Raw genomic sequence first — 17776 nt, 5'->3', positions numbered from 1 at the left:
AATGTCCGAACCATCTGGGTACTGTTCCAAAAACTATGTAAAAGTCAGTTTTTTAAATTTGGTTTGGGTCATAATAATTAATCCCTAATTAATGGTGAGGGTCTCCATTTCCTTTTACACCAAATCCGCCAAAACGCCTGATAATTCCCGCTGCTGTTTCTGGCGTTGGCGGTTGTCATCATATTTTCGGATCGTATCAATATTGGCGTGACGGCTAAGATTTTGAACCTTGCGATAGTTCCCGTTACTGTGATCTAGCGCGGTTGTAATAGAACTGTGTCGTACCCGGTGCGGTGACATCTTTTTGGTGATTCCCGCCTGTTTGCATAAACCATCGACCAACCGCCGGATCGACTCGCCAATCAACCTATCTTCTTTATCACCTTTGCGGTATGCCATCGAACCAAACATCGGCTCGGTTAACCTGCTTGCCTTACTGCTGGCGATTACCCAATCGGTTAACGCCTCAACGGTCTTTCGGGTAAGTTCGATTGCTACCTTTTGCGTTCCCTTACCTTTGCCGAGGATCTGAAGTGTTCCTGCCTGTGGGTTGAAGTCTCCCACATTTAGAGAACAAACCTCATTTCGTCTTAGGGCATTGTCCCAAAGTAGGCGCAAGATTGCATAGTCCCTCTTACCCTTCACTGTGGTTCGGTCTACCAGCTTCAAAACCGCAGCGTAATCGCTAGCTTCAACGCCGGAAGTATCTCGGTAAGTCTGCACCTTCTCGGCTTTCACATCTTCCAGGGAAAAGGCACACACCCCAAGTTTACGCCCCATCGCCACCATCGACTTAATCGCCGCTAACTTCCGATTAACGGTGTTCTCAGCTAGTTTTCGCTCATTCATCAAGTACGCCTTGAACTTCAAAACCACAGCGATCGCGTGACGGTGTTCGAGGTGAAGAAATTCCAGAACTAAGGCGCGGTCGGGTTGTTTCCCGGTTGAGAAGGCGAAAAAGTCTCGTAAATCTTTCGAGTAGGCGCGGCGGGTGCCAGCGCTGCGTGTATCGCTTAACAACTGTGAGATGACATCTGGATCGGTGTCGAGCGTCGTAAAACTCTCGCCTATGGCTAGCGCGTAATTTTTTTCTAAGATTTCCGTCGTGATGCTAGTATCCATAGTCACGTTATGCGTCTCAATAGAGCGTAAACTTTCATTCTCACTCTATATATATCTACATCAGTATCTACTACTTTCTTTGCGATCGCGCCAATTGACGATAATAAAGATGGGAGAGATGCAATAAAAGAGCAAGGCAACTGTTACCTAGAAGCAATGACACAGACGGCAGCAATTACAGAAGCGATTACCACTCTATTGGATGCAGAAAATCGATTCGGTTTCGTCCGCGTTGAAGATGAGCAGTTTTTCACGGAGTGGTATGAAGGATTGCCTGAAATTACAGAAGCGGAAAAAGCTTCTGTGGATGTCCTGCGGCGTAGATATCTCTATCATCGTGCCGGAGGTGATTTACTAGAAGGGACAGTCATATTGTTGCTGGTGTCACCAATTCTTGCACTCTCCGGGTTTTACGATCCTCCTTTTCGGATTAAGGCTGAATCATCCGTGGAATTGGTGCTGAATGATGGCGAGGAGATACTGCGCGGACGGATTGATGTTTTAGTGCTGCAAGATCAGTTCTGGGTCATGGTGTTAGAGTCAAAAAAAACCACGCTTTCGGTTTGGTCAGCTGTACCACAAGCCCTGGCTTACCTGATGGCTAACCCCAACCCGAATAAACCTGTGTTCGGTATGGTGACGAATGGCGACGATATTTTATTTGTGAAAGTGACGCAAACAAATACGCCACAGTACGACCTGTCAAGGGTCTTCGCCCCGTTTGCATCCGCCAGAGAACTGTACAGTGTTTTGCAAATTCTCAAGCGGATTGGTCAGGTAATCTCTGCTGCGTCATAAGCTCACTCAGGAGAGTCCCGTCCAGGTGGTAAAGCGATCTCGCCACCGGAAAGGGCGGTTACGCCATCGGTCTTTGTGGGGCATTGATATCACGATTGATATCATTCCTTCCCTATGCAGTCACTATGTCACCGCACAGGGTCAGGCATTCGGCGATTACGGCAGCGCTTGATGCTACTGATGGGAATATCAGAAAGGTGCAGAAATTGAGCCGTCATGCTGACCCGCGAACGCTGATGATTTATGACGATAACAGGAATAAAGACCTGTGGGAAATGTCGGAATTGTTGACGGGTATGTTGAAGAAGTCGGAGTGAGAAAAATTAAGAAATGCTCCTATTATTGCTTTGAGCAAGCATGAGATAAAAATTATTCGTCTTCTGAAGAATCTTCATCCACCATCAAAACATAATCTGCCATCTGTGCTGCTAAGTGAAGAACAATTGGACGAGCTAAGGTATCTTTGTATTGCAATGCCATCCGACGTAATTCATGCGTCAATACTGCCCAATGGCAAGGTTCATCTTCTGGTTGTATGCAAGCTACTACTAATTCAAGTATTGCAGGGTTTGACCAGGGGAGTTGAGGTTTATCAAATTTACTGAAATCGAGTTTTTCTTTTGGCATTGTATTAGATTTTTGCCCAATACTAAGAAATATACGTTCATTGCTGTCCGTATTAAATAGTCCTTCCGTCGCCACACTTATTTGTTCAATTTCCATCAAATTATTAAACAACTTAATCTCCTGTTTCTCTTGTTCATGCAGAGCATACCATTCTGGAGTTTCTCCATCTTGGCGTACCCGAACTACGCGAATTTTTGGCATCATTTGAGGAGATTCGATGCCAAAAACTATCCCTTCTTGAGAGATTTGTGTATCTTGTAACCATGTCCAATACCTTCGTATGTTTTGGGCATCACAGAGGAGTAATGTATCTTTACCTCTTAACTCTTTGGTTTGCAGCATTCGTTTGATAAATCCTTTTATCTCCTTTTTTAACTCGTTGTTATCTCCTGTAATAGATGTTCCTTTTACGTTTATTTTTCTTAAAGCTTCATCGTAGGGTATCCAATCGGATATACCATTAAAAATAGCTTCTATTGCTTGAGAATCAGAACGCATTTTCACCATAACTGGGATGAGTTGTTGTTTCCCATGCGCGCTGGTTTTAGAAGTGCGGTTAACCAACCATAAACCTACATAAGTAAGGGGGTTAGGAAGAGTTACTGATGGAATAACTATGCGAGGCGGAGCTATCTGTACTCCCAGCGAACGCAGTAGGTCTAAAAAAGAAGTTATCGCTTTCTGCGGTAGCTCTTCTTGTAATCCATTAATTTTATTCTGCTCTTGCCTGTTTAACTCTCTACCTTTATCTTTTGCGGCCTTTTCATATTTCTTTTTTAATTCCTCATGTTCAGGGACAATAAACTTAGATACCCTGTCAATTTTATCTTGAACAAAGCCTAAGCGAATAGCTGCTTGGGGGTCTGTCCATTCAGGTTTCCAATGTTTTTCACCATAGAGTTCAACTAATACCCCTACCTTCCCTGTCACAGGGGGCATTTTATTAACAGTTTCTGCTACCTCATCCATTCGGATGTTGATAGCTTTTTTTCTTTGTTCGGAATTCGGTTTCTTTTTTGTATCTGTAGATAAAGGTAAACGTTCTGCTAACCTACCTATTTGTTGCGTGCGTATAGTTACGGTAAAATCTATATCTGGGAAATTATGAATACCCGCTGTTGCTGTTTTCAACCCCAAGCAATACCACACTGCTTTTATAAATGTATCGCGTGTTGACTCGTTAATATACCAATTTTCAATGGTTAGCTCTTTGCCAATACACTTACGAATGGCTTCACGAAGTCTTTTTCTCTCTGAGGATAGTTGCTTTAAACGTTTTTCATAATGAGCGTATCTTGATTTGAAGTGTTCATCCGTTTCATCTTCTTTCTTTTTACATTTGTCCCTTTCTAACTGTTGTTTATCTAAAAATTGTTCATACCTGAATTTAAATTGCTCATCCGTTTCAGTTTTTTTCTTTTTAAATTTATTTCTTTGATCCTCTTGTTTAGTTAATAGTTCTTGTGTTCTAGTTAAAAATTCTTCTTCTGTCTCTCCCCTTTGTTTTTCTGGAACAGGTAGTTCCCAAGATGTTCCATCGGGCTTGGGTAAGTCAAATATTTGAGCAGATTGCTTAGTATCTATTTTAAAATTAAACCGCTTATATTCTATTAGTTCCCAGTCATCTTGTAACAATAATGCGATTTGTTCAGCTAATTGACGACGGTTAATTGGTGGCAATCCTTTCCCTACTTTATGACCTGGAATTATCCCATCTTTATAGGTAATACAAATATTAGGAATCTCTTGGAAATTAAGTGCTTGTATGGGATTAGCTAAAATTTGTTCTGGAGTGTATGGAAGAGGGTTGAGTTTATTTAACAGATTAGCTAAGTTGTTAGCCCATTTAGGCTCTCCTTTCCATACCAGTGGAGCAACTTGAAAGTATTCGGTATATCCATAAGGATTTAATCCCTCGCCCCATTTAAGCTTGGTACGAATATACACAGAACTAGCTTGCCCTCCTGGTAACAAACCAGTTTCATTTATACTGCACCACCGCCGTATACTCATATCACATTGCAGTTGAGGATATGGCTGGAATGGAACCGTTTGTACTTTCAAACTTAGAACTATTGAATAATAGTAAGTATGGTTTTTCTGCGTGTACGATAGGGGAGGCCAAGATATCAACTCTGCTCCTGCTCCTTCTACTGGCGCACAGCGATAGAACTGAATTGTTTCATCACTTAATTTGAACTTTAAGTTTGGGTCACTCAGTTGTGTTGCTAGAATATCAGGCAATAGGATAAATCCATCTGCATTTTCAGTAATATTGGCGGTTCCATTAGCATATTTTTTCCATAATTCCGTTTCTAGAGTCACTGGTTCCCACTTTAAATTGTTAGGGTTCGATAGTAGCTGCATTACAGCTTGTCTTTGCTCAAAGGTTATCCCTTTCTTGCGCTTGTTTGGGTGTTCATCTGGGAACTCAGTATCTAGCCAATGAGAGAAAATTACTGATAATTTATCTATTGGAATTTCAACTGGACTGTATAACCAATTTTTCTCCCAAATTTTACCAATGTAAATTAAACCAGGGATACTTGCCCGTAGAGCTTCATTGAGCGATGCGATGGGAATACCAACTTTATCTTTGGGACGGCTGTCTCTCTCGGCTACAAGATTTTTTAATGAATCTTTGACTGTTTCTGGAAACTTCAATGCATAAAAATTTTGAGCGGGTAAGTTGTGTTTGAGTCGGAAGGCACACAAGCGGATTTTGTTGTATTTAGGTAATGACATAAATCAAATTATTTGTAATTTGTGAGATGTTTACGGAAGAACGTCAGAAAAGATTTTTAGTTTTGGCGATCGCTTCATAAAATGGGCGATAAAGAGCCTGAACTATCTGCCTATCCCGTTGTGTAATCTGAGGATCATCCTCCTCAAAATAGGGTTGTAGCAAATCTCGGATGCCAACAAGGATACTAGTTGAAGGGGTATCCTCTTGTTCATTCATCTGTGCAACATTAAGTCCAAACTTGGCATCGCACCAGAAGAGTTCTGCATTACTACTGCCACGAATAAGACGACCTACCACCTGCCAGAGTGAAACGGCAATATCCCAATGCATAGCAGATAAGTTTTTCTCATCAAGAGTTCTTAACCTTACTGGTAGGTGTAGCAACCGCAGCCATTGACGATAAGCTGTGTCTCGAAAATTAGTACCTAAGTCCTCAAGATTTTCTCCCTCAAATGTCTTGTAGTTTTCAATTGCCCAACGGTTTATAGAGTGAATTGCATAACTGAGGTCATCAGGACTTGGGTGGGGTAAAACCAGGAAGTAAGCTGCCCCAATTACTGCCATTCCTTTCTCATCAACAATATTGTGACCACGCTCTATCGCTTTTAGCGGGGCTATTAGAATTACCTTGTCAGGTTTATTGGCAAACTCAGATACTCGTCCTCGTTGCAACGTATTATGACTTTCATTCTCTGAGTCATCATCTAGCCACTCAGATTTATTATCATCTTTCGTTAAAGCTATAACTCGATTTCCCCACCCTAGACGAACTAAATGCTCGTGGACTATTTTTACTTGTTCATAGCTATTGACTACCAACAGTATTTTTCGTCCTTGAAGGTCTGTTAGTTTTTGCTCTAAATATTCTTCCTCTACTAACTTGGTGACAATTTTCTCCAAGTTCTTCTGTTTTTTATCCCCTGTTCCTGACACAAAGATTGGTTGATTTTGGTCATCATATAAGGGTAAAAACTCAGATGAGATTGAAAATCCCTTATTAGTATTTGGTGATAAAACTCCGGTTACTGGTACATGAACATGGTATGCCGGAGATTTACCCGCCCAACTGGTTCCTGACATCAGCAATATGTGGGGACTTGCTATGTTGTCGCTGGCGAACAAATCATTGAAATGTAGAAGTGACCAACGACCAATGCCTGTGCAACGGAAAAACCGGAGACTTCCTAACTGTTCCTTATAAGATTTCTGGTACTGGAATGCCAACTGATTTCCCATTGGCATCGCGGGAATTATTGCGTTGTAGTCTGCGGGTGGCGCTTGAAACCACATTGAATCTTCTGCTTCCAGTTTGAGGATGTCTTGTACTTGCCTCCAGTAACGCATCATCAAGTAAAGTTTGTTTTGTAGAACGCAGACTAATAATGCAAACTCTAACTTCACGGCAATTTCTTGAATCTTCTCTGTTTCTAAAGGAATAGTGGCTTGTTTCTTGACCCACTCAATAAGGGCATTTTTCCTGCCACTAGCTTTGTGAGTAAGGGTAAAAAGTAAATCCTTGTCGTTGTCTAAATTATTTATATAAGGTTCAAATATATCCTTCATTAAATTATCGGCGTTTTTAGTTCCGACTAAATCAATAGCAACTTCTCGCAATAGCAACCAATCGGTAAAATATTTTTTACTATTTTGCCATTGAGATAATTCAGGATAATCCCCTCCTAACATCCAATAAATTTGGTCTGTAACTCGTTTAGCTTGTTGGCAAGCATCCCACCAATCACTGACAATTTTTTTGCTCAGTGGTTGAGAATTTTGACGGACTAATTCAGCTTCAACCTTTTGTAAAACTTCATCTAACCAAGCATCTCTTGTTGGTCGGCGTAATGTCTGATCTGGGCTAAATGCTTTATCTAGATAAGCTTGATATTGGTCTACTTCATCCACAATTACTAAGTCACTATGCCTCCAGACCAACTCAGCATAAAGTAAACTTTCTTGGTTTATCTGTTGTGGCACCCTACTATAAATTAGACTTCCCGGTGTAGCAATCCAGATGGAACCTTTTACTAAATCTCGTTCCTTTTGATGGTAAGAGCATACGCTGTAAGCAGGACAAGCCATTTTCATTTTTGGTGACTCTGATTGTTTATCATCTACCTCATTATTTTCTAGGTCTGTTGATTCTGATTTTTTAATAAGTTGTAGAGAGAGACAAGGTTGTTTTCCTATTTCAAACGGTTTTGACATTTCTGGGTTAACCAGACCGCTCAACAAGCAAGTATTACTTATCCATTTAAAGCCGGGATGTGCTTGATTGAATGGTTCTTCAGGATGGTTATTATAAACAGCTTGATGCAATCGATTAATATGACTTTTTCTGTTGGAATTGCCTAAAATTGGAGCAACATCGGTTACTCCTACATCAGCAAAAATCTTTGCTAATTCAAAGATTTGAAGGACATCTCCTACGATTAACGTGATGTGTAATTCCTTTCTTGCTGCCCAGACTGCCAGGACTTTCATTAAGTTGGATTTGCCTGATGATACCATTCCAACTAGATGCATCATCTTATTGATGGTTAGGGATTCGACTCGGACTAGACAATCATTATCACCAAATACCTGTAATTTTACATTCTTTATCCAAGTTTTCCACTGTGATTTTAGCCCTCGTTTCCTACTTTGTCTGTCCATCCATGCTGCGGTATCTTCCAGTTCTCTCCAAGTTATACAAAGTGGAGCGCGTTGGGGTTTACCACTTAAATTGTGGCTATTTGGTGGAGACTTTACAAGGGCAGAAGAGATGGTAACTGTTTCTATGATTCCATTTACTTCACACTTATATGTTTGGTCAGCCTCTGCCCATTTTATTTCGCGCCTTTTCAATAATGGAATAGGAGATTTTAATATCTTTGCGTATACATCAAATCTAAAATTTGCAGTTGTTATATTGCTGTTGACTTGAAACTCTTTTAGAGACTCAGATATTTCATATCCGCGCTGATCTGCGGCGAAAGAGCGATAATTCTTTAGTGCTTCTGTCCATAGATATGGTCTTCTGTATTCTGTCAATAAATGACGACCAGAAGCATACATTTTATGTTGCGACTGACTCCAGTTTTGAAATTCTGGGATAGAGAAAGGATAACCAGTCAGCAATACCCATAGACTACTTGCAGGAGCATTTGGAAGTAAGGAGCTTAATAAGTACAGTCCTAACTCCACATCACATAAGTTTTCGTCTAATCCTTCTTTAATTAGTCGAGTCCGCCATTCTTTGGTATTTCTCATAATTGACAAGTTTTTAATTTTTTTTCAACTGCTTTCATAAAAGTCCCTTCAAACATTACCTGAGACTTTTTTAATTTAACTGGACAGTGATTTATGAACTCTTGAATATACTCATCTCCATATTCTCTAATGTCATCAGCAAATACAAAAAATGCTTCGTGGTATGGCTGATGGGTAAGTCTAGGGATAGGCTCGTTAACCTTCTTAGCTAAGTTATATGCAGATTCCCAAAACTTTACGTCAACTGCCCAGACTGTTTTATCAGGAAAGACAATATGCAGGTCGTATTTATCAAAATCAGGATAGAGAATAACTTCTAATCCTAACTCCCTCATACGTTTTTCTATTCTTAGTTCTGCACACCCAGGTCGATGAATAAAATATCGCAGCCCTTTTTTTAGCCATAAAACTTGGTCATCTTTATCACATTCAAAAGGAACTGCGGCTTTTTTTTGTTTAGCGCAATGTTTGTTCTCACACTTTAATTGATTGTCCACAGTCCGATGCATTAACCCACCACAGTGACCACAGCAGTAAAACTTTCCCTGTTTTTTGTAAGAGGCTGGAGCTTCTTCATAACTATCTTCTAAGACTTTTGTAATGGCTTGAGTTGCAGAACAGCTTTAATATCTCGCTCTCCCTTTGTGATCACAGAGTTGGTAACAAGTAAGCGACGAAAATCTACATATAGGTTTGGGTCTTGTGCGGACTTTCTAAAAACTTCTTCCATGACCTCTTTTTGAATCCGCTCGGCTTCGTTAATATATGACCCATCTAATTCAATACAAAATCCACTAGGCTTTCGGTCTTCTACAAATTGAACATCCTTCCACTCTTCTGGACAGTCAATTTCAATAGTCCAATCTCTAATAGGATGTTCTGCCCAGTTACTGAGGAAATCTGGAATTCCTTGAGGTTGTGTTTTATTTTGCATCACACAAATAGCTTGTAATTTTTCTACTCCCAGTTGCAGAACTACTGGATAAGGAAAAAGTTTTAGCTTTTGCATTTGCTGTGCATACTGAACTATTCCCTTAGCTATCTGACGCAGGGTTGATTCATCATCTGTTGTCTTTACCTTTTTTGAGCTAGCCTTTGTATCAGGTTTATCGCCTGGCACGTAGGAGTTCATGTCAAATCTTCTCTGCCCAGATGGCGTTCGGATTGCATTAATTTTGCCCGCAGCTTCCCATCGTCTCAAGGAGTCCACGCTTACTCCCAGCCGTCGTGCTGCCTCATTTGGGCTTACATACTCTGAAATTGGTTTTTCCTCAATTCTTGTTCTTTACTATAATGCATTTATCTAGATTTTCCTATGCAAACCTATGCAAAAAATTAATAATTACCAGATTAGGGGCTATATAACTTACAGATAAAGGCTTCTGGCTCTTCAAAGAAACCTTTATGAGGCAATGCGCTCCGCGCAATCGCACCCTCAGCAAGCTAAAGATGGGGCGGCAGTCGGCGGCTGGCTCTTAAGGCGATTGATGCGTTAGCAGCGTTTTGCCCAAGTGGTAAGCCGCGCTAATTTCGGCGCAATCTTACGGCGTGGCGCAGTTGGTGTTTAACTATTGTTTATTGCAATAACTCAGTAAGTGCAAGGTGAACAACTTAGATGAAACTGGGTAAAACACTGGCTCATAGTCAGCGTTCCAAAAGAAATGCCAGCGATACTTGGTGTCAAAATCAGATGCCCATTCTTCAAAGCTGTAGTCGTAACGTTGCCCATTTCGCCATTGCTTTGCATGAGCAATTATTGTGTCAACTTTCACCCCAAATCTTTCAGCCATTTCATAAGCAGTAAGAAAAGGTAGCTGGGTAATTGTCTGTTTGATACCAATACAGCTGATTCATAGCAGTAGAAAGATTTTGCTGCAAATCTTTACAAGATTTGGCATCTCATGGAGATTAGCCGACTGCGGCAAGAAAATAAAATATTTGATATTTTACTAATAGTGTTGAATAAATAAACTATGGCTAAAAAATATTATAAGAATAAGGCAACAGGAAATTATGGAGTTTTAGAAGGAAGTGGTCTTTCTGCTTTTGCAACTAGAGCTAACCAATCTTCAGTTAACGATTACTTAAATCTTAGAATTTTAATTGGTATAGGTGGAATGATTGAACTCAGTTCAAGAACAGAACAAGTTCATAGCAACGATTTAATAGAGGTTACTGAAGATGAAGTTGTAAGAACATTGCTAAATATCTAAAAATATGTCTATGTCATCTACACATAATGTAAGTTTAGTTCGGTTTCGGTACACCAGTGATGAGGATGCTGTAAAAGCAAGACAATGGAATCCACAAAATATAACTTTGATTGAGGGGCAGCCCTACTTAGATACCTCTGAATTTAATCAAAATAATCCAAATAACTATGTTGTTTTATTTAATGCAGAGCTTGAACCAAGCTTCACAATTCCCTGGCTAGGTCAGCAGCAAAATAAAAACCTTGCCATTTTACTAATACATTATGATCCATTAAAAAAAATAAAACAACAGTTACCACCTGGTCAAAGAATAAAAAACTTACTTGAGCTTAATAAAGGTCTTCCCGAAGAATATCGGAAAGATATCAAAACATTTAAAGAAGAGATGCAGGAAGTGGGTACAAAACTCGGTATAGAGATAGAAAATATGGTAGATAAATCCGACTTAATTGTTTGTTGTTGGGGGGAATTTTTAGAAGGACCATACCAGCAAAAACACATTTATCAGGGTAAAAGTTTTGGAGAGGTCTTTATATATAATCAAAGTACAGAAAACATGGGAGTACAAGGACGACCTCAGTATTAGTTTAAAAATTTAAACAGGCTATCTCAACAGAGAAATATCTATAAGGGACAGCCTTCATCTCTAATTAAATTAACTTGAAATAATTTCATTAAATCTAATATGGTAATTGCTTTCTCGATCTAATAATAACTGGCTATTTATTGGCTGATTTATTATTGGTGTCTGGCGGACACCATCTAGACACTTGGTGTCTGGGCTGGTGTCTGGCGGTGTCTAGGCTGTATAAGGGTTTCAGGCTTTGGTGTCTGGTGTCTGGTGTCCGCAAAAAAAGGGGCTTTTTGGGAGCAGACACCAGCCACCGAAGGGGACTAAATTTGATTGAGCCTGATAACACCCTCAGCTATCCAGTCAGCCATACCTGCCCCCACAATTTCATACATCCAGCCCTTGATTTGCTCAACAGTGAATCTCTCACCAGCCACTTTAAAGTTGCCCTTAAACTCTCTTACATCAGCTTCAATTCGTTCAGTTCTGGTGAGATATTCATACAGTTTTTGCGCCATTGGTGACAGTTTATTAGGTTCATCTTGGGTGTCACCTGCTTTGTTACCAAGATTGAATTCCAGTTCATAGATCCGCTCTAAAGTGGCTTTATCGATGGTTGGCGGTTCATCACTGGTCAAAGGTTTATCAAGCCGAAAATCAATTCGCTTGTGGTCAAGTTTAGGCAGTTCAATATCAATCCATTGCCCATGCCCAGGTAGCTTAATTTTACCCATACCGCTAGCTTTTGCTTCTGTCGTAATTGGGTCAATAGTTGCGATTAGTTCTACTTCTAACAGTGCCGCATCTCGAAGTTTTGATAATCCTTTGGCTTTGGCTAAAATCTCCATTGTGCGGTCGTGAGCTACGAACAAAGGAATCATTAATTGTTTGCGAGATTCGGTCATGGCACAGCGAAACCATTTACCAATAAAATCAGGGTCGGGCTTCCATTTTTCATCCTCACAATCGTCTGGCATTGGCTCAATTATGTTATCCGTCCAAGTTGTAAACTCCTCAGCGACTACACAGAAATGTTGGTTTGTGTCTCTTAAGTGTTGCGTCCATTGCTCCTCAACCATTCCGCTTTCACGATAGGCTTTGTAACGGCGGCGCATTTCCGCCATGTACCATTGCATGAAGTCGGCTATTTCCTTGTAGCCAGTAATCAGGTTTACCCCCCGCCATTCAACTTCTGTTCCGTGAGGGTCAAGTACAAAGATTTGATTCCAACCGGCTTGACGCTTTGCCCAAATAATCTCTCTGGTAGTCCAGGACTTACCTGCACCCATGCCACCAAATATCAAAGTGGGGTAGCCGATGGTGTTGTTGATCCAGCGATATTTGTCACCAGGGGCGATCGCCTCTGGGGAGTTGCCAGTAACCTTGTCGTTGGGGTCAATCGTCCCCTGTAGAGTCTGGCTCCCTTGTAGATAGGGCGTTTTCATCTCACGAAGCTGCTTAATGTACTCTGCCTTCTGTTGCTCGGTCATCCCCGCCGTTTGCGCCTCGAAAAGTGCATCAGTCGCATCTAGCTGGGCAACTTGAATCTCAACGTCGGAGTAAATCTCAGCTTTGGTGATATCAACAGTGCGATCATTAGCGATTAAATCCAAGTCGGCTTGTAGTTGGACTTCTGCGATCGCAACATCCCGGTAGCTGTCCAATAAATCGGAACGAGCGGCCATCTCTGCTCTTGCTGCATCCCGCTTTTGGGCGATGTCAACAAATACGGCTCTCTGCTTCTCCTCATCCTGGCAGTGGCGCAACATCCAGCCAGCAAGCGCAAATCCCAGGAATCCACCAAACGCCCAAAACGGTTTGTATGGGTTGGTAGCTTTCACCAACCCGTTAATTCCGGTTGCTGGATCACGCACTACCTGCCGGGGCATTCCATCACTCTTCCACTGCTCCCAGTAATGTGGGGTCATGCGGAATGGTCTGTTATTCAAGTCATGACACACCAATGTTTTCTTTGGGGTTTTGACACAGAAATAAATTCTGTCGCTGCTAGTTCCCTGCCACGCCATCGCAGCTGATCCAATACCTACAGTCAGACTTAGCCCAATTGCAACAGCTTTCTTGTCCATTGGCAGACGACCAAACCACAACATTAAACCCGATTGTTGCGACTCGGATAACTGTTTATGTTTGTCACTTAAATAATTCATTTACTTCTCCTGCCACCAAATAGAAAAATCATTAATAGTGCTACGAATATCGCCACTCCTGCACCACTGCCCCAACTGGAATAATCAGCAGTTTTGGGTTGATACATCTTTTCAATTGAAGTATTAGCTGTTTGTGTGGAAGTCCGAGCTTCATTCCATTCACTAATCGGTTCGGAAAGCGCACACAATAACGCTAATGACGCACTGCATCCAGTCATTAGATTAGTGACAAAATTGTTAAACCCTTCACCTGTTGCAGTGGCAGTAAAATACAGATGTGCAGTACCCACAGCCAGGAACATTCCAACGGGGTGAACTTGTAGCAGATGAAAAGTAAAAATAACTGCACTGTTTAAACAACTGCCAGCCACAATCTCACAAGCATTCCCAGCACGTCTAAATGTTCTACCTCTGTTATTTTCTGGCAGTGGTGGTAACTGTTCTGGTTGTTTCTGCTGCTGATGTTGTTGTGGTGTTTGTGCCAGCCCTTCATGCAAAAAAGGGCTGACGCTATGAGGATCTTCATTTCGTTTCCTTACTAGCATCAGCCTTAACCTTTCAACTAATAGTTATCGGTCGCCCAATTTGTTCCACAAGTTACCCAACATTGCACCCCAACCGCGAACTGTTCCGGTTGCACTAACACTTGACGATGGCGCATGATTTTGGGATTGAATTGGTATTAATTCCTGGGGTGTTTGGTTTGGCTCTAATGCTCTTGAGCCAAACCTCGCACGGGCTAAAAGTTGTTGGCGTTTCTCCCTCAACCCCGTAGTAATTGCTTGCCTTTCAGCCTGTACAGTCTGTCTATTTTCGATGCTGCTAACTTTGTTCTCATGCCGCCACAATTCAGCTTGCAAATCGTGGTGTAATTGGGCTGCAACTTCGGTTAAAGCGTGTTTACGTTTCTGGTCAATTCGCAATAGATCCGCTCTATCTTGGGCATCTATTTTACTCATTTCCGAATCGAACTCGGAATTAAGTTTGCGAATTTTAGCGATAGCACCCGCAACATGAGAGCCGTATTGTTTACGAAGTTCTGTCCAAGTGACCTGCCCTTTTGTTAGCTTCTCCATTGCCTCAAAGACCACCTTGGCGTTGTCTAAGAAAGGCTCTAACCTATCTGATAATTCTTGGGCATTATTCGCATAATCAGCGAATTGTTCAAGCTTGTTTATATCAGAGAGATAGCCCAGAATATCAGACTCAAACCCTCCCCAGGATTGCGCTTTTTCATCAATGTGAGAACTATGACCAACTACCGGATTACGTATTGCAAAGTCCATTGCGTTATTCCCCTAATAAGGTATGTTGTCGTAGTTGAGATCGCTTGACTCTTGGGGCACTTCATCCCAGTAACCCATCTCTTCAAATCGGCTATAGATTCTCGTTGCCAGTTGCCTTATGGGGTCGTCAAAATCTTCAGAAATTAAATCAAATCTTTTCTCACCAAATGCCAATATATTTGCAATGTCCGCGTCAATCCCATTACCCAAGAATTGACCAAATGCAGCAGAGTATGGATGATCATCAATGGTTTCATGAGTTGCTAAGAATTCCGTCCCGGTGAAGGGTGGGTAATCTTCACTCTCGAAGATTGGTGTGGAGAGTGCCTCAATATCTGCCGAAATCCTTGCTGCCCATTGTTCAGGATTTTCTGCTTTGAATTGCTCTAATCTCAGGGCGGAGTCGGTCAGAGGTGAACGTCCCCAATCGTTGGGATTTTTGTAATCAAGTGCCATGTTGCTAAAATCCTTTATGTGTATACAATCGATGCACAGATGGGCGATCGCCAAGCTTGCCGGCAGATGCGATCGCTTCATCATCAGTTCTCACAAAACTCATTTAATTCAATAACCTCCCTCTGTACTTGGTTTTGGCTTAATTCTTTTCTTCTGCCTTTCGAGTCATTGAATACAAAAGAGGCATTGACTCGACAATTAGACTGATGGCTGTAACGCAGTTGTTGACCACGGAATTGGTACAGATAATTACGCTGTAGGGTTGTCGTTGAAAGCATAAGCTTGTCCCTCAACTTGGGAGTAGAATTCGATATTTAGGATTGCTTCGTGAATCTCCATCAAAGCTTGCACTGCATCACCTATTTTTAAGTCATTCGATGTACTGAACTTTTCGGAGGCTTCGATTTGCTTGTAATTGGGAGATGCTTGCACAAACCTTAAAGTCTGTTCGCAACCGAGGATGATGGTCATTATTTCGGTAGTCGTTAGCGATGGCTGTGTCTGCATGGTTTCTTGGTCGCTCATGACTTGTTTCTCCTCCTTTGGGTTTTAACTGGTGTGGGTTGGGGTTCTGGGTCAGTGCTTGGCGCTTCTGGCTGATTCGGCTTTTGCAGTACATAGCTGATGGCCCCTGCACCTCCCACGGCTGCGGCGATGGTGAACATATTGTTTCTGCCAAAGTACTGGACTCCGAAATAGCCGAGGGCTAGAAAGCTAAGAGCAGCAACAGTAAGCCCTAGTGTTTTGTTTGGTTTCATAGCTAGAACATTGCAGCGAGATTGCTGGCTAAATCTTTTTCGTCTTGTTGTTGGAGCTTAGAATCAGTCGGTTGTTCAGTTTGGAAGTTGTACCCATTTCGCTGGAATTCTAAAAGTAGGAAGTTAATCACCTCCCCGTAATCGTCTAAGTTCATTTGTTGTGCAAGCTTTTTTAGTAATGGGTGGTAGGGCTTACGAATCACTACCCGAATGCTTTCATTGCTGTTCATTCACACTCCTTAAATGAATCATCTTTGCTAGTTGGTAAAGCCCAATCGCGTTTGCCCACACTGGGTTGTCTGCTACCACGAACCCTTTAGCCTGAAGTGCTTCACTCACTGATGACAGTCGTGAGCCTCCCCCAGTAATTAAGCAGACATCTGCATTAATCTTCCAAGGGTGGATAAACTTGAATACTGGCGCTAGGGACTTTTGTACCCAAGGCGCTAACTCTTTTTGGTAGACATCTTGAAAACTGAACTGTTTGCCATACCAAAAGGGTTTGTCAGTGCTTTCTAGTCCTTGACGGATAAGGTGCGGCATTGCAATCTCGCCTACCAAGCGATTCTTAAAGTCTGGGTTGACCGAAATCATTCGGATCAACTCTTCCACACCGTTATCAAAAGTCTTTCGGTTAGCTAGATGTCCTTTGGAACCGATTAAAGTGGCAATAACTGTCCGATTCCCAATATCAACAATTACGTTTTGCTTACTGGTGTTCAAGTTCTGGGCAAAGGCGGCGATCGCTGCATGACCTTCGTCGTAAACCTTCAAAACATGGATCTTGACCTCGGTGGGGCAAATCTTACCGCCAAACTTGACGACATGGCGGCCAGTGAGTGCTTCAATCAGCTGATCTTCTAAATCGCCTCTTTCGTGCAAAGATGCACAGATTACTAACTCAATCGAAGCTTTGTAAGGGTAGTAGGAAAGCACTGCTAGCAGATGTTTCAGCGATTGACTCACCTTTGCAGTAGCATCATCAGTAACCCGAAGATGGTTTTTCGGGTTGGCATCGTAAGCTGCATAGCCCGATAACCATTGCTTGTAGTCCAGTTTAGTTAGTGCATCACCCTCTAGGTACTCAACGTAACCTTCTGTGGGAGTCTCTGTAGGACGGTAGTAGCAATTCTCTAAATAACTGGGAAATCTTATCTGGCGGTCTGATGATACAAATTTAATGCTGGAATTACCGAGGTCGTAACCAGCGACGATCGTGAGTGTACCTTTTTGCCCAGTGTTGGCATTTTCGGTATGAACTGCCAAATCTGTCATGGGAAAAATCCTCAAAATATTTAATTAACAAAGTTCTGAAATAGGCTTGCTGCTTTGGTTTTGACTATCTCTGCAATGATGCGGTGGCACACTGGCACTTATCCCATCTAATGCAGGTTTGGTCATTCCGTGGCGTTTTTACCTTAATAGCACTATAGCACAAAAACTATAGTGCTATTAATTCATTTAATTGGATATGCTAATTATTTTGTGAAAATAGTAAAGTATTGCTAATTTGCTATAAAAATATTTTGCTATGAATGATTCAAACAAGCAGGTTTTTGTACGATTTCGAGTAGAGGAAGAAAAGCGAGATCGCTTCAAAATAGCCTGTATACAGTTAAAAACAACTATGGATGAAGTGCTAAAAGGTCTTCTTGATAAATGGCTGGAAGAAAACAGTCCTGAGTCAACTAAAAATAAATAGCACTATGGTCAGAGTGCTATAATCCTGACAACATTAGCAAAAAGCCCCCGGCTATAACCGAGAGCTTTTAGTTCCTA

18 protein-coding genes and 1 pseudogene are annotated in these 17776 nt (G+C 41.6%); 5 read left to right on the top strand and 14 right to left on the bottom strand.

Features of this window, described 5'->3' with window-relative positions; translation table 11 throughout:
* Positions 1-114: 114 nt before the first annotated feature.
* A complete protein-coding gene (locus GTQ43_RS39350; protein WP_196523069.1) occupies positions 115-1122 on the bottom strand; it encodes a tyrosine-type recombinase/integrase in 1008 nt (335 codons plus the stop codon).
* A gap of 156 nt (positions 1123-1278) precedes the next feature.
* Here GTQ43_RS39350 and GTQ43_RS39345 point away from each other — a divergent pair, with 156 nt between their 5' ends.
* Positions 1279-1920: a type I restriction enzyme HsdR N-terminal domain-containing protein gene (locus GTQ43_RS39345; protein WP_265278058.1), complete on the top strand. Its 642-nt coding sequence runs from the start codon at positions 1279-1281 to the stop codon at positions 1918-1920.
* A gap of 125 nt (positions 1921-2045) precedes the next feature.
* Positions 2046-2237: pseudogene (locus tag GTQ43_RS39340) on the top strand (integrase); the annotation flags it as partial.
* 52 nt (positions 2238-2289) lie between these two features.
* Here the strand turns inward: GTQ43_RS39340 and GTQ43_RS39335 are convergent.
* The 5 genes from GTQ43_RS39335 to GTQ43_RS39315 form a co-directional block, all read right to left on the bottom strand.
* Complete coding sequence (locus GTQ43_RS39335; RefSeq protein ID WP_265278056.1) at positions 2290-5292, bottom strand: pPIWI_RE module domain-containing protein; 3003 nt, start codon at positions 5290-5292, stop codon at positions 2290-2292.
* Between the two features lie 43 nt (positions 5293-5335).
* On the bottom strand, positions 5336-8545 hold the full coding sequence (locus GTQ43_RS39330) for a hypothetical protein (RefSeq protein WP_265278055.1): 3210 nt from the start codon (positions 8543-8545) through the stop codon (positions 5336-5338).
* Positions 8542-9042 carry a hypothetical protein gene (locus tag GTQ43_RS39325; protein ID WP_265278054.1) on the bottom strand — a complete coding sequence of 167 codons (501 nt, stop codon included), beginning with the start codon at positions 9040-9042 and terminating at the stop codon, positions 8542-8544. The genes GTQ43_RS39330 and GTQ43_RS39325 overlap by 4 nt, the downstream gene beginning before the upstream one ends.
* An 89-nt stretch (positions 9043-9131) precedes the next feature.
* Entirely contained in the window at positions 9132-9806 is a 675-nt protein-coding gene (locus tag GTQ43_RS39320; protein ID WP_265278083.1) for a MerR family DNA-binding transcriptional regulator, read from the bottom strand.
* A 307-nt stretch (positions 9807-10113) separates the two neighbouring features.
* Positions 10114-10335, bottom strand: coding sequence for a hypothetical protein (locus tag GTQ43_RS39315; RefSeq protein ID WP_265278053.1), 222 nt, complete (start codon positions 10333-10335; stop codon positions 10114-10116).
* Between the two features lie 183 nt (positions 10336-10518).
* On the opposite strand from GTQ43_RS39315, the gene GTQ43_RS39310 reads away from it, so the two are divergent.
* Positions 10519-10758, top strand: a complete 240-nt coding sequence (locus tag GTQ43_RS39310; protein ID WP_265278052.1) for a hypothetical protein — start codon at positions 10519-10521, stop codon at positions 10756-10758.
* 10 nt (positions 10759-10768) lie between these two features.
* Positions 10769-11344, top strand: a complete 576-nt coding sequence (locus GTQ43_RS39305) for a hypothetical protein (protein ID WP_265278051.1) — start codon at positions 10769-10771, stop codon at positions 11342-11344.
* 308 nt (positions 11345-11652) lie between these two features.
* Here the strand turns inward: GTQ43_RS39305 and GTQ43_RS39300 are convergent, their stop codons facing one another.
* From GTQ43_RS39300 to GTQ43_RS39265, 8 genes are all read right to left on the bottom strand, one after another.
* A complete protein-coding gene (locus GTQ43_RS39300) occupies positions 11653-13497 on the bottom strand; it encodes a hypothetical protein (RefSeq protein WP_265278050.1) in 1845 nt (614 codons plus the stop codon).
* Entirely contained in the window at positions 13494-14042 is a 549-nt protein-coding gene (locus GTQ43_RS39295; RefSeq protein ID WP_265278048.1) for a hypothetical protein, read from the bottom strand. The genes GTQ43_RS39300 and GTQ43_RS39295 overlap by 4 nt, the downstream gene beginning before the upstream one ends.
* Before the next feature lie 24 nt (positions 14043-14066).
* The gene (locus tag GTQ43_RS39290; protein ID WP_265278047.1) at positions 14067-14783 is read right to left on the bottom strand and encodes a hypothetical protein; all 717 of its coding nucleotides are present in this window, start codon (positions 14781-14783) and stop codon (positions 14067-14069) included.
* Between the two features lie 12 nt (positions 14784-14795).
* Positions 14796-15239: a hypothetical protein gene (locus GTQ43_RS39285; protein ID WP_265278046.1), complete on the bottom strand. Its 444-nt coding sequence runs from the start codon at positions 15237-15239 to the stop codon at positions 14796-14798.
* Between the two features lie 249 nt (positions 15240-15488).
* Entirely contained in the window at positions 15489-15764 is a 276-nt protein-coding gene (locus tag GTQ43_RS39280) for a hypothetical protein (protein ID WP_265278045.1), read from the bottom strand.
* Complete coding sequence (locus GTQ43_RS39275) at positions 15761-15997, bottom strand: hypothetical protein (protein WP_265278044.1); 237 nt, start codon at positions 15995-15997, stop codon at positions 15761-15763. Before GTQ43_RS39275 ends, GTQ43_RS39280 begins: the two co-directional genes overlap by 4 nt.
* Before the next feature lie 2 nt (positions 15998-15999).
* Positions 16000-16227: a hypothetical protein gene (locus GTQ43_RS39270; protein ID WP_196516384.1), complete on the bottom strand. Its 228-nt coding sequence runs from the start codon at positions 16225-16227 to the stop codon at positions 16000-16002.
* A complete protein-coding gene (locus GTQ43_RS39265; protein WP_265278043.1) occupies positions 16214-17272 on the bottom strand; it encodes a ParM/StbA family protein in 1059 nt (352 codons plus the stop codon). Before GTQ43_RS39265 ends, GTQ43_RS39270 begins: the two co-directional genes overlap by 14 nt.
* A 256-nt stretch (positions 17273-17528) precedes the next feature.
* Here GTQ43_RS39265 and GTQ43_RS39260 point away from each other — a divergent pair, with 256 nt between their 5' ends.
* Positions 17529-17699 carry a plasmid partition protein ParG gene (locus GTQ43_RS39260; protein WP_265278042.1) on the top strand — a complete coding sequence of 57 codons (171 nt, stop codon included), beginning with the start codon at positions 17529-17531 and terminating at the stop codon, positions 17697-17699.
* Positions 17700-17776: the final 77 nt, after the last annotated feature.

Origin of the sequence: Nostoc sp. KVJ3, from assembly GCF_026127265.1 — a bacterium.
Classification (GTDB): domain Bacteria; phylum Cyanobacteriota; class Cyanobacteriia; order Cyanobacteriales; family Nostocaceae; genus Nostoc.
The sequence above is the reverse complement of the archived record's forward strand: the minus strand, read 5'-3'. Positions and strand labels throughout refer to the sequence as shown.

Coding starts and splice junctions, on each gene's coding strand:
- GTQ43_RS39285 (WP_265278046.1), bottom strand. CDS start 15,239: ATGGCACTTGATTACAAAAATCCCAACGATTGGGGACGTTCACCTCTG.
- GTQ43_RS39280 (WP_265278045.1), bottom strand. CDS start 15,764: ATGAGCGACCAAGAAACCATGCAGACACAGCCATCGCTAACGACTACC.
- GTQ43_RS39315 (WP_265278053.1), bottom strand. CDS start 10,335: ATGGCTGAAAGATTTGGGGTGAAAGTTGACACAATAATTGCTCATGCA.
- GTQ43_RS39260 (WP_265278042.1), top strand. CDS start 17,529: ATGAATGATTCAAACAAGCAGGTTTTTGTACGATTTCGAGTAGAGGAA.
- GTQ43_RS39305 (WP_265278051.1), top strand. CDS start 10,769: ATGTCATCTACACATAATGTAAGTTTAGTTCGGTTTCGGTACACCAGT.
- GTQ43_RS39290 (WP_265278047.1), bottom strand. CDS start 14,783: ATGGACTTTGCAATACGTAATCCGGTAGTTGGTCATAGTTCTCACATT.
- GTQ43_RS39330 (WP_265278055.1), bottom strand. CDS start 8,545: ATGAGAAATACCAAAGAATGGCGGACTCGACTAATTAAAGAAGGATTA.
- GTQ43_RS39265 (WP_265278043.1), bottom strand. CDS start 17,272: ATGACAGATTTGGCAGTTCATACCGAAAATGCCAACACTGGGCAAAAA.
- GTQ43_RS39275 (WP_265278044.1), bottom strand. CDS start 15,997: ATGAAACCAAACAAAACACTAGGGCTTACTGTTGCTGCTCTTAGCTTT.
- GTQ43_RS39335 (WP_265278056.1), bottom strand. CDS start 5,292: ATGTCATTACCTAAATACAACAAAATCCGCTTGTGTGCCTTCCGACTC.
- GTQ43_RS39270 (WP_196516384.1), bottom strand. CDS start 16,227: ATGAACAGCAATGAAAGCATTCGGGTAGTGATTCGTAAGCCCTACCAC.
- GTQ43_RS39310 (WP_265278052.1), top strand. CDS start 10,519: ATGGCTAAAAAATATTATAAGAATAAGGCAACAGGAAATTATGGAGTT.
- GTQ43_RS39300 (WP_265278050.1), bottom strand. CDS start 13,497: ATGAATTATTTAAGTGACAAACATAAACAGTTATCCGAGTCGCAACAA.
- GTQ43_RS39350 (WP_196523069.1), bottom strand. CDS start 1,122: ATGGATACTAGCATCACGACGGAAATCTTAGAAAAAAATTACGCGCTA.
- GTQ43_RS39345 (WP_265278058.1), top strand. CDS start 1,279: ATGACACAGACGGCAGCAATTACAGAAGCGATTACCACTCTATTGGAT.
- GTQ43_RS39295 (WP_265278048.1), bottom strand. CDS start 14,042: ATGCTAGTAAGGAAACGAAATGAAGATCCTCATAGCGTCAGCCCTTTT.